General features: G+C 52.7%; 11 protein-coding genes. 3 read left to right on the forward strand and 8 right to left on the reverse strand.

Annotation, left to right across the window (positions count from 1 at the left end; all coding sequences use genetic code 11):
* Positions 1 to 107: 107 nt before the first annotated feature.
* Positions 108 to 770: a carbonate dehydratase gene (gene can / locus OGY17_RS01190; RefSeq protein WP_008786227.1), complete on the forward strand. Its 663-nt coding sequence runs from the start codon at positions 108 to 110 to the stop codon at positions 768 to 770.
* A gap of 70 nt (positions 771 to 840) precedes the next feature.
* On the opposite strand, the gene hpt is transcribed toward can, so the two are convergent.
* A complete protein-coding gene (hpt, locus tag OGY17_RS01195) occupies positions 841 to 1377 on the reverse strand; it encodes a hypoxanthine phosphoribosyltransferase (RefSeq protein WP_003018658.1) in 537 nt (178 codons plus the stop codon).
* 203 nt (positions 1378 to 1580) lie between these two features.
* Here hpt and OGY17_RS01200 point away from each other — a divergent pair, with 203 nt between their 5' ends.
* Positions 1581 to 3971, forward strand: coding sequence for a glucose/quinate/shikimate family membrane-bound PQQ-dependent dehydrogenase (locus tag OGY17_RS01200; RefSeq protein ID WP_032941710.1), 2391 nt, complete (start codon positions 1581 to 1583; stop codon positions 3969 to 3971).
* A 34-nt stretch (positions 3972 to 4005) separates the two neighbouring features.
* Here the strand turns inward: OGY17_RS01200 and OGY17_RS01205 are convergent, their stop codons facing one another.
* Both OGY17_RS01205 and cueO read right to left on the reverse strand, forming a co-directional pair.
* A complete protein-coding gene (locus tag OGY17_RS01205) occupies positions 4006 to 4527 on the reverse strand; it encodes a hypothetical protein (protein ID WP_032942383.1) in 522 nt (173 codons plus the stop codon).
* A gap of 121 nt (positions 4528 to 4648) precedes the next feature.
* Entirely contained in the window at positions 4649 to 6265 is a 1617-nt protein-coding gene (gene cueO, locus OGY17_RS01210) for a multicopper oxidase CueO (RefSeq protein WP_286606264.1), read from the reverse strand.
* A 153-nt stretch (positions 6266 to 6418) separates the two neighbouring features.
* Here cueO and OGY17_RS01215 point away from each other — a divergent pair, with 153 nt between their 5' ends.
* Positions 6419 to 6766, forward strand: a complete 348-nt coding sequence (locus tag OGY17_RS01215; protein ID WP_032941691.1) for a YacC family pilotin-like protein — start codon at positions 6419 to 6421, stop codon at positions 6764 to 6766.
* A gap of 30 nt (positions 6767 to 6796) precedes the next feature.
* On the opposite strand, the gene OGY17_RS01220 is transcribed toward OGY17_RS01215, so the two are convergent.
* The 5 genes from OGY17_RS01220 to yacL all read right to left on the reverse strand — a co-directional run bounded on the left by OGY17_RS01220 (position 6797) and on the right by yacL (position 11311).
* The gene (locus OGY17_RS01220) at positions 6797 to 7564 is read right to left on the reverse strand and encodes a DeoR/GlpR family DNA-binding transcription regulator (protein ID WP_032942381.1); all 768 of its coding nucleotides are present in this window, start codon (positions 7562 to 7564) and stop codon (positions 6797 to 6799) included.
* A 9-nt stretch (positions 7565 to 7573) separates the two neighbouring features.
* Positions 7574 to 8557: a D-threonate 4-phosphate dehydrogenase gene (locus OGY17_RS01225; RefSeq protein WP_008786220.1), complete on the reverse strand. Its 984-nt coding sequence runs from the start codon at positions 8555 to 8557 to the stop codon at positions 7574 to 7576.
* A complete protein-coding gene (dtnK, locus tag OGY17_RS01230) occupies positions 8547 to 9818 on the reverse strand; it encodes a D-threonate kinase (protein ID WP_079934989.1) in 1272 nt (423 codons plus the stop codon). The genes OGY17_RS01225 and dtnK overlap by 11 nt, the downstream gene beginning before the upstream one ends.
* Positions 9815 to 10768, reverse strand: coding sequence for a 2-keto-3-deoxygluconate permease 1 (locus tag OGY17_RS01235; RefSeq protein WP_048214928.1), 954 nt, complete (start codon positions 10766 to 10768; stop codon positions 9815 to 9817). Before OGY17_RS01235 ends, dtnK begins: the two co-directional genes overlap by 4 nt.
* 180 nt (positions 10769 to 10948) lie before the next feature.
* Entirely contained in the window at positions 10949 to 11311 is a 363-nt protein-coding gene (gene yacL, locus OGY17_RS01240; RefSeq protein ID WP_020996227.1) for a protein YacL, read from the reverse strand.
* Positions 11312 to 11445: the final 134 nt, after the last annotated feature.

The raw sequence follows: 11445 nt of genomic DNA on the forward strand, positions 1-11445 counted from the left end.
TTTTTATACTTACCTTACGTTCTGACATTTTATATATAGTTTAAATAATGATGGAGTTACCCTATATTAGCCCATCGAATTTATCTGGCTTCGGGTCGTGCTACTCCATGAAAGACATAGATACACTCATCAGCAACAATGCACTATGGTCAAAGATGCTGATAGAAGAAGATCCCGGATTTTTTGAAACGCTGACACATGCCCAGAATCCGCGTTTTCTATGGATTGGATGTTCCGATAGCCGCGTTCCCGCTGAACGATTAACCGGTCTTGAACCGGGCGAATTATTTGTTCACCGCAATGTTGCCAATCTGGTTATTCACACCGACCTGAACTGTCTCTCAGTGGTTCAGTATGCGGTGGATGTGCTGGAAGTGGAACATATTATTATATGCGGCCACTATGGATGCGGCGGCGTCCAGGCGGCGATTGAAAATAAAGAACAGGGGCTGATTGATAACTGGTTACTGCACATCCGCGATATCTGGTTCAAACACAGCTCACTGCTGGGCGAAATGCCGCAGGAACGTCGTATGGACACCCTGTGCGAACTGAATGTCATGGAACAGGTCTATAACCTGGGCCACTCAACCATTATGCGTTCAGCCTGGAAGCGCGGTCAGAAAGTGACCATTCACGGCTGGGCTTACGGTATTCATGATGGCCTGCTGCGCGATCTCGACGTCACCGCCACCAGCCGCGAAACGCTGGAACAGCGCTATCGCCAGGGGTTGTCTAACCTGAGTCAGAAACACAGTAACCATAAATAATGTGACATTGCCGGGAGGCGGCGACGCCTTACCCGGCTTACAAACCTGCGCCATCAGGCGCTCCAGCCAGTTACTCGTCCAGCAGCACCACTTTGCCAACATACGGCAGATGGCGATAACGCTGGGCATAGTCAATGCCGTAACCGACCACAAACTCATCAGGAATTGAGAAGCCGATAAACTCGACCGGAACATTCACTTCACGACGAGAAGGTTTGTCCAGCAGCGTACAAATAGCCAGGGATTTCGGCTCGCGCAGGCTCAGAATTTCACGCACTTTGGACAGCGTATTGCCGGAGTCGATGATGTCTTCGACAATCAGCACGTCCTTGCCACGAATGTCTTCATCCAGGTCTTTCAGAATTTTAACATCACGCGTGGTAGACATTCCGCTGCCATAGCTGGATGCCGTCATGAAATCGACTTCGTGAGAGACATGCACTTCACGGCACAGATCCGCCATAAACATAAATGAGCCACGTAACAGACCAACCAGCACCATATCGCTGCCGCTGTCCTTGTAACGTTCGTTAATCTGACGCCCCAGTTCAGCAATACGCGCTTTGATCTCCGCTTCCGGGATCATGACTTCAACAGTATGTTTCATATATCTAACCATATGATTTAAAAACAAATCACTTAATGCTTACTTTAAATAAGCCAGCATCTAAGCGCAAGGCACGCAGTATACCAGCAAAAGCATTCATACGCGGCATCTGTTGATAAAGTTCATAATGTGACAATGGTCACGCGTTTTAGCTCCTATAATTAACTGCTATTAAAGAAATAACACATGTGATGGTATTTTTTATGGCAAATAACAACGTACGTTCTCAACGGCTTATCGTGACCCTGAGCGCCGTATTCGCGGCACTTTGTGGACTGTATCTCCTGATTGGCGGAGGTTGGCTCGTCGCCATTGGCGGCTCTTGGTATTACCCGATCGCGGGCCTCGCCATGCTCGGTGTGGCGCTTCTTTTATGGCGCAGTAAACGCTCTGCCCTTTGGCTGTATGCCGCCCTGCTTCTCGCCACCATGCTTTGGGGCGTATGGGAGGTCGGATTTGATTTCTGGGCGCTGACGCCGCGTAGCGACATCCTGGTTTTCTTTGGTATCTGGCTTATCCTGCCTTTCGTCTGGCGTCGCCTTATTATCCCTTCCAGTGGCGCAGTAGCGGGGCTGGTGGTGGCCCTGCTGATTAGCGGCGGTATCCTGACCTGGGCTGGCTTCAACGACCCACAAGAGGTTCACGGAATGTTGAGTGCTGATGCCACCGTGGCCGAGGCTATCTCTCCGGTTGCCGATGAAGACTGGCCTGCTTACGGCCGCAATCAGGAAGGTCAACGCTACTCTCCGTTGAAACAAATCAACGCAGACAACGTTCATCAGTTGAAAGAAGCCTGGGTATTTCGTACCGGGGATTTAAAACAACCCAACGATCCCGGTGAAATCACCAATGAAGTCACGCCCATAAAAGTAGGCGATACCCTTTATCTGTGTACCGCCCACCAGCGACTTTTTGCCCTGGACGCAGCCAGCGGTAAAGAGAAGTGGCATTTCGATCCTCAACTTAATACCAATACCAGCTTCCAGCACGTAACTTGTCGCGGCGTTTCCTATCATGAAGCCAGACCGGATACGGCTTCAGCAGAGGTGATGGCCGACTGTCCGCGCCGTATCCTTTTGCCGGTCAATGATGGACGACTGTTTGCATTGAATGCCGAGACCGGCAAGCCATGTGAAACCTTCGCCAATAAAGGCATTTTGAATCTGCAGACCAATATGCCGGATACCACGCCGGGTCTGTATGAGCCGACATCACCGCCCATCATCACTGATAAAACCATTGTGATTGCCGGATCGGTGACTGATAACTTCTCCACCCGCGAAACCTCCGGCGTTATCCGTGGCTTCGATGTGAATACCGGTAAGCTGCTGTGGGCGTTCGACCCAGGCGCCAAAGATCCTAATTTCATTCCTTCAGATGAACATACCTTCACCTTTAACTCGCCGAACTCCTGGGCGCCTGCGGCCTACGACGCGAAGCTGGATCTGGTATATCTGCCCATGGGTGTCACCACGCCGGATATTTGGGGCGGTAACCGCACACCGGAGCAGGAACGTTATGCCAGCTCCATCCTGGCGTTAAATGCCACTACCGGGAAATTGGCCTGGAGCTATCAGACCGTTCACCACGATCTGTGGGATATGGACTTACCGGCGCAGCCAACTCTGGCGGATATCAACGTCAACGGAGAGAAAGTTCCGGTCATTTACGCCCCGGCAAAAACCGGTAATATCTTTGTGCTCGACCGCCGTAATGGTGAACTGGTGGTGCCAGCCCCGGAAAAACCGGTGCCGCAAGGTGCAGCCAAAGGTGATTATGTCAGCAAAACCCAGCCGTTCTCCGACCTCAGCTTCCGTCCGCATAAAGATCTCAGTGGCGCGGATATGTGGGGCGCAACCATGTTTGACCAGTTGGTGTGCCGCGTAATGTTTCATCAGTTGCGCTATGAGGGCATTTTTACCCCACCTTCAGAGCAGGGCACACTGGTGTTCCCGGGTAATCTCGGCATGTTCGAATGGGGCGGCATCTCTGTTGATCCTAACCGTCAGGTCGCCATTGCCAACCCAATGGCGCTGCCGTTTGTTTCGAAGCTGATCCCACGCGGTCCCGGCAACCCAATGGAACCGCCAAAAGACGCCAAAGGTACAGGCACGGAGTCCGGTATTCAGCCGCAATACGGCGTACCGTTCGGCGTAACGCTTAATCCGTTCCTTTCACCATTTGGCCTACCGTGTAAGCAGCCAGCATGGGGTTATATCTCCGCGGTGGACCTGAAAACCAATCACGTGGTGTGGAAAAAACGTATAGGTACACCGCAGGACAGCATGCCGTTCCCAATGCCGGTTCCGGTGCCGTTCAATATGGGGATGCCGATGCTGGGCGGACCTATCTCAACCGCGGGGAACGTGCTGTTTATCGCCGCGACTGCAGATAACTATCTGCGTGCGTACAACATGAGTAACGGTGAAAAACTGTGGCAGGGCCGTCTGCCGGCCGGTGGTCAGGCAACGCCGATGACCTATGAAGTGAACGGTAAGCAGTATGTGGTGATTTCCGCTGGGGGCCACGGCTCATTTGGTACGAAGATGGGCGATTATATCGTGGCATACGCGTTGCCGGACGACGCGAAGTAAAATGGTTAACGCCCGCGATTCAGCGGGCGTTTTTTTATTCAAACTTCAGTGACAGTAGCGACGCTTTTGCGGCTTCCTGATACTGAGCCACCAGATCTTTGGTCATATTGAAGGAGACCTGCACCGCTTTCTCATTTTGCGAGGTAATCAGCAGCATATTGAGAATTTCAGTATCCGGCGCTTGAGAACGGAAGGTAATCAGCCACGCTTTATGCCCATCAACCGTGACAGGTTCGGCCTGCGGATTGAAGTTGGTCAGCATCTTCAGCGTCGCATCCTTTGCCATATCCAACTGAGCGGCAGGCAATGCGTTGCGCCCGGCGGTAATACCTAAAGACGCTTTACCGCGTTCGTCACCGTAAATCACCTGTGGACGGTTTTCAGAAGGGTATTTGATTTTTGCCATTTCGTCCGGCATCGGCGTGAGCGTCTGAGGAATTTCAAGGCTTAAATTCAGTTTTGAAATCTGTTGGCGTTCCATCTTCATCGCAGCTTGTGCCGAAACCGCCAGAAGCATAATAAAAGATGCCGTCAGTACTTTACGCAAAAGGGTCATGCATACCTCGTGATAAGTGATTAACCTCATCAGTATATGCATGCTTCTACTGGACGATAGGGTAATAATCCGTTTTTGGAATAAACATTTAGCGGATAGCGCCACCGCTATCCGCCGCTGTTTATACGGTGAAGCCGAGCATCATCCCGGTATCTTCATGCTCTAACAGATGGCAATGCGCCATATAGGCATGCTCTTTTGGCGCGTCGTGGTCAAACTTCACTAACACCTCGCTCACGCCGCCTTCTACCCGCACAGTGTCCTTCCATCCCGCGCGGTGTGCGGCAGGTGCTTTGCCATTCTCAGACAGAATGCGGAACTGCGTACCATGAATGTGGAACGGATGCAGCATCATGTCGCCCTGACCGGAAATCACCCAGCGTTCGTGCTGACCTTTCGCCGCGGCAAACATCGGTTTATTCATATCAAATGCCTGGCCATTAATCCGGTTGGCATTATGGAAGTCGAATGATCCATGCTTCATGTTGCCCATGTCGCCATGCTGCATATTCCCCATCTTACCGTGGTTCATATTGCCATGATTCATATTGCCGTGGCCCATATTGTCATTATTCATATGGCCCATCATCTTCCCATGATCCATACCCGCCATGGCCTGACCGCCGTATTTCTTCATCAGCATTTGCATGCCCATCATATCGAGCATCGGATCCATCGACAGCTGCAGCTTGCGCACCGTCAGCCCTTCCAGTGACGGCAGCGATGGCATGGATGTCAGCGAATCTGGCAGCGTGCCGGAAGCGGTAATCAGCAACGGTTGAACGCGCATCACCGGGTGCGGCTTATCAAATGGCGCAATCGCCATCCCCATCTGGCTGACTGGCAGAGTGACCAGATCAAAAGCTTTGCCGTCACTGACATCCACCAGCACTTCAAAGCGCTCGCCCATCAGCATAGGAAGCTCGGTCACTTTTACCGGTTCAGCCAACAGTCCGCCGTCGCTGGCAATGACGTACAAAGGACGATTGTCGCTGGCCGCAATGTTCAGTGAGCGTGCGTTACAACCATTCAACAGGCGTAGACGCAACCAGCCACGCGGTGCGGCATGCTGAGGATAAATCGCCCCGTTGGTCAGCAGCGTATCGCCAAACCAGCCGACTGCGGCGGTCATGATGTCCAGTTGATAATCAACCTGCCCATCAGCAGAGAACTGTTTGTCCTGAATAATCACCGGCACATCATCAATGCCCCACTGCTTAGGCAGCATCAGCTTGCGAATCTCTTCATCTTCAATCAGCACCAGTCCGGCCAGTCCCATAGCTACCTGACGGCCGGTCTTTCCATGCTGATGCGGGTGGAACCAGCAGGTCGCCGCCCGCTGATCCGGCGTGAAGGTCACTGAACGTTTCCCGCCCGCCGGGATAATGCCTTGCGGCCCACCGTCGACTTCACCGGGGATTTCCAGACCGTGCCAGTGCAACGTCGTCTCTTCGGCAAGCTGGTTATGGATATCCACGGTCACCGACTGCCCTTTGTTCAGCTTGACCGCAGGTCCGAGTAAATTGCCGTTATATCCCCAGGTCGTCGCTGTTTTACCAGCAAAGCTCGATTTTCCGGCTTGCACCACCAATTGCATACGGTTTGAGGCATCCGCGGTTAACAGGTCAGGAATGGGCAATGCAGGGCGGTCTGCGGCAAATACGCTCCGGCTCCACAGAGGTAACGCTGACGCGACGCCCAGCGCCACGGAGTACTTTAAAAAGTCACGACGTTGCATAATCACTTCCTTATATTCAGCAGCTTAAGCAGGCTATCTTTTAAGCATAAGCCTTCCCCTTACGGGAAGGTCAAGTGAACGGCTAATAATAAAGGTCGTCGCTTCGCTCGCAGTATGCTAACGTTTAAATTCCGTGATGCAGTGGTAGAAGCAATGAAGACGTTTTTCAGAACAGTTTTGTTCGGCACCCTGATGGCCGTATGCGCAAATAGCTACGCGCTCAGCGAGTCCGAAGCCGAAGATATGGCCGATTTAACGGCAGTTTTTGTTTTTCTGAAAAATGACTGTGGATACCAGAATTTGCCTAATGGGCAGATTCGTCGCGCACTGGTCTTTTTTGCCCAGCAAAACCAGTGGGACCTGAGTAATTACGACACCTTCAATATGAAAGCGTTGGGTGAAGACAGCTACCGCGATCTCAGCGGTATCGGCATCCCAACAGCAAAGAAATGCAAAGCGCTGGCGCGTGACTCTCTGAGCCTGCTGGCCTACGTTAAATAATCTCCGGCGCAATCAGGGTTGAGAGTGCAGTTACTCTGGCTGTACCAGCGTCAGGGCAACGGATTGCGCTTTTAATTCAGCCTGCGCGTTTGGCGGTAGATTCACATCGGTAACAACATCGGTAAAGCAACTAAGCGGCGCGACGTTAAATAACGAATGTGCGCCGTACTTACTGCTATCCGCCAGCAATACCTTCCGCTGGGCATTCGCAATAATTTCCTGCTTTAATCCCGCTTTGTCTTCCGTTGGCGTGGTTACACCCTTTTCCATACTCCAGGTGTTACAGCTCATAAAAGCAATATCAGGATAGACGCTGCGCAACATTTTCCGGCCAAACTCACCAATACAGGACTGGCTGCTGTCATCGATGCGTCCACCGACGATCGTCACCTCTATCTGACGGAATTCTGACAAAAACAGGGCAATATGCAGATCAACGGTAATCACTCGCAGCGGCAAATGCGTCAGACATTTTGCCAGCTCCAGCATTGTGGTACCGGCATCAAGCACCACGGCATCGCCCGCACGCACCATTGAGGCGGCAAAACGCGCAATCGCCCGTTTCTCAGCAGGCGATCGCAGTTGCTTTTCGTTTGTGGTTGGCTGCGCCGCTTCAAAGCGTCGTAACGCAACACCGCCGTGGCTGCGGCTGATCACACCCTGTTCATCCAGCTTGATGAGATCGCGCCTGATCGTTGCTGGAGAGGCGTCAACCGCGTCAACCAACTGTTCCACGGTAACCAGCGTATGATTTTTCAAATACGCCACAATCTTATCCAGACGGTGTTGCCCTTTCATAACAGTAAATTACGCCAGTTGCATTGCCAGTTTGATCGATACGGCCATGCTCTCAGATTTTGCTTTTCCCGTCCAGGCGATATCAAATGCCGTACCGTGATCGGCAGAGGTACGAATAAACGGTAAACCTGCTGTGATATTTACACCATCATAGAAACCCAGCAATTTCAGCGGGATATGCCCCTGATCGTGGTACATCGCCACCACCATGTCATACTGACCTTCATAAGCCTGTAAAAACACGGTATCCGGCGGGCACGGACCGTAAACATCCATCCCCTTCGCTTTCATATTCTCAATCGCGGGTCCGACAATACGAATTTCCTCATCGCCAAACAGGCCATTCTCTCCGGCATGTGGATTTACCCCCGCAACGGCAATACGCGGGTGTGCAAAGCCTACGCGCTTCAGGAAGGTATCCGCGATACCAATCACCGTTTCGACTCGTTGCCCATTGAGCGTATCAAGGAATTTGCGCAGAGCGATATGCGTCGAAACATGGATAACTTTCAGCTTATCGGTGTACAGCACCATCGCATAGTCGCGGCTTTCGGTTAGCGTTGCCAGCAGTTCGGTATGCCCAGGATAATTGTGTCCGCCGAGATGCAGCGCTTCTTTGTTCAACGGCGCGGTCGCGATGGCATGTACATCCCCCTTCATCGCCAGTTCAGTCGCCCGCTTCACACAGCGATAGGCCAGATCGCCCGCCTGCGCCTGCACTGTACCAGGGACCAGTTCGTCAGGTTTCGCCAGCGGTTCATCAATCACATGAATCGTATCTGGCGTGAATCTGGCATCGGCGACCTGTTCAATAGCGCGAAATGTTACTCCGTCAGCCAGCCCCTGAGCCTGTAACCGCTGCAGCGTTTTTAGGCACCCAACCACCACCAGCGGCGCACCATTAAGTTCATCTTCGCGTAGCGCTTTAACAATAATTTCCGGACCAATCCCCGCCGGGTCTCCCATCGTAATCGCAATTGTTTTAGTTACCACGGTACATCTCCTCAATAAAATACAGCGCATCGCAAAGGGTCGTATCAGAACCGAATCCACCCGCTTTGGTAATAACCGGCAAGTCGTCAATCTCGCTATTCACAAACGTTCCGCACGGAATACACGGGGCGACCTCACTGTGGATGCGATACCCTTCTGCACCCAACGCACTGGCGACCGCCGTGGCAATATCGCCTCCGGTCAGGAACAATCCGCCGATACGTGCTTGTTCAATAATGCGCAGCGTTATCTCCCCTAGACGCTGACTCAGCAGTTCTCCCAACTGCTGGCGACTCATCCCCACGTTGAAACACAGCGTGTCGATCATGTCCCGGTCTTCTGCACATCGACTGGTGCGTAAGATCGTGTGCTGCTGCTGGCTCAGTTGCGCGCAAGCCTGTTCAATAACAGAGTCCATTTCCGGTGCAAATGACGATGCAACCAACCGCGCGGCATCGATATCAACGACTTTTGCCCGACCCTGACACACTGCTTTTTCCACCTGACGTCGCGTTGCCTCACTCATTGAGCCAGCCACAACCAACACCGGTAATTCCTGCTTTTCTTGCATAAACGTTGCGGCCGGTAGCGCATTGGCAAGCCCTGCCGCCCCTACGAGCAGCGGCATCTGTTTTTGCTCACAAACCGCCTGCGCAATGAGCGCGAGATCTCGCTCTTCCACAGCATCCACCACCACCATACATTCGCCGGCTTTTGCAAAAGCGCTCAGCAGCGCACTCAAACTTCCCCGACGCACATCCACCAGCGACACCTCATGTACAGGGACATCGCTTTGCAGCGCGACCAGTTCAGCAATACGCGAAGAGTGAATAGGCGTTTTTGGATCGCTGGCGAATTCCGTTTCCAGCAGCGGCACACCATGGACCAGGCACAAGCCATCCTGCGTGGTGCGCCCGGCAGCAGGAATTGCCGCCGCAATCACGGCCAGCGTCCGACCGGCTGTACGCATGGCTGCAGTGACTTCAGCCCCCACATTGCCACGAAATGTCGAGTCTATTTTTTTGTATACCAGCGGTATTGCTTCGCCCTCACACCATGGCGCTAACGCTTGTTGTACAGCCGCGGCGGCCTGCGTTGCCGGCATCGCCCGGCTTTCCGTATTGATGACCAGAACATCGGCGCGGCGCGACGGTTTCTGCGCTGGGGTCAGCATTACTTCGGTACGCGCCCCTTTTTTCGCCAACTGTACGCCGGTATCGTTAGAGCCCGTAAAGTCATCGGCGATAACGATCATTTTCATGCTTTCTTCTCCTGCACGGTCTGACGAGACTGCCTTTTCGCGACCCACGACGTAAGAATTGGTGTCAGAATGGCGGTTGTAATGACCGACGCAGCGATCAACGGCGCTGCCGCAGCAGCAACCTCTGCCAGCGAGGGATCGGCCTGTGCTATGGCCAGTGGCGTCGCGACAGCGTTCCCCGCCGTACTGGATGCCGCAGCACCAGCAATACCACTCCCGCCTACCAGACGATCGGCACGAATGTTAAAGAAGCCGCCCACAAAGGTGGTCAGTACGCCCAGCAGAATGCCCGCCAGACCGCCTTGCAGCAGCATTTCCAGGTTAATACCGGCTCCAAGTGCAAATGCAAAGAAAGGAATGAGCAGTGGACCGCCTTTGGTCAGGAAGTCACGCATATTGGCGTCGAGGTTACCGAGGATCATGCCAACCACCAGCGGAACAAGAACCGCCACCAGCGCCATGATAGGAATATTTGCCATACCCGCCGCGCCCAGCGCGATCATGGTAAAGAAAGGCCCGTCATTCAGAGACAAAATGGAGATCGCACCGACATCACGTTCATTGCCAAACTCGCCAACCAGCGCCGCGTAAAGCCCGCCATTGGAGTTACTCATTGCCGCAATAATGGCAACACCGCTTAAGCCAAAGATGCCCTCCGCGCCAAACAGGTGTTCAACCCCGAGACCAATTGCAATCGCGACCAATAACTTGGTCAGCGTAATCGTGCCGCCTTGTAGCAAAGCTTGCGGCGCCGCCTTTACGCTAATTCCCGCGCCCATACAGAGCAGGAACGCGCCAATCAAGGGAGCCGCGCCATTTTTAAATAAAGCAGTGGTGAATCCACCGATCTGCAACGCCTGCGGGGCAAAAGTGTTGATAATGGCACCGATAACCAACGGCACAACCATCATGCCGCCGGGTACGCGTTCTATTGCCTTCTTGATGTTCATGGTCTTCCCGCCTGTTGTTATGTTGTGATTAAATAAAATCACAACGATTATATTCAATCAAAATCAGATCACAAACGCGGCAGATCACAGTTTTTGAATGATTAATAAAAATCAAATAATCATTCGGATGAAAAAAAAGCCGGGTTTGTCTCACCCGGCTTCATTGATATCTGAAATATCTCAGGATTGATGCACAAATTCGCGGTATGCCGCCACAACCTGAAGAAAGTCCTCTACACCACAGAGCGAAAAACTTTCTTCGTCGTAGTAGCTCATCCCCTCTTCCATCTCATCGCCAGAGAACTCCAGCTGATTAGCGCGAACCATCACTTCTTCGCCATCCAGCCAGAGCGTGTATTCATGCCCTGCTCGCTGCCAGGAGCGCTCACTGCCCTTAACCGCACGCGCTGCCTGTTCCACTTCATCAAGTAAGGCCAGGTTTTCTTTCACTTCCTCATTAAACCAGTGCCCCACCACCTCGTGGCCCATGGACATACGCACTTTTACCACCCCGGTAATATCGCGCAGAAATTCGTAATCCATAATGTCTTCCTCTACTCCCGGCAATGCGCCAATACCGCATTGCGCCTTGCTGTAATTATCGCAGCAGCGCGGCAGAAAAAAAGCGTAGTGGGTATAAGGAATAGAAATAAAAATGCCCGGAGAAGCAGACTTCT

This window comes from Citrobacter sp. Cpo126 (assembly GCF_030332445.1).
Lineage (GTDB): Bacteria > Pseudomonadota > Gammaproteobacteria > Enterobacterales > Enterobacteriaceae > Citrobacter > Citrobacter portucalensis.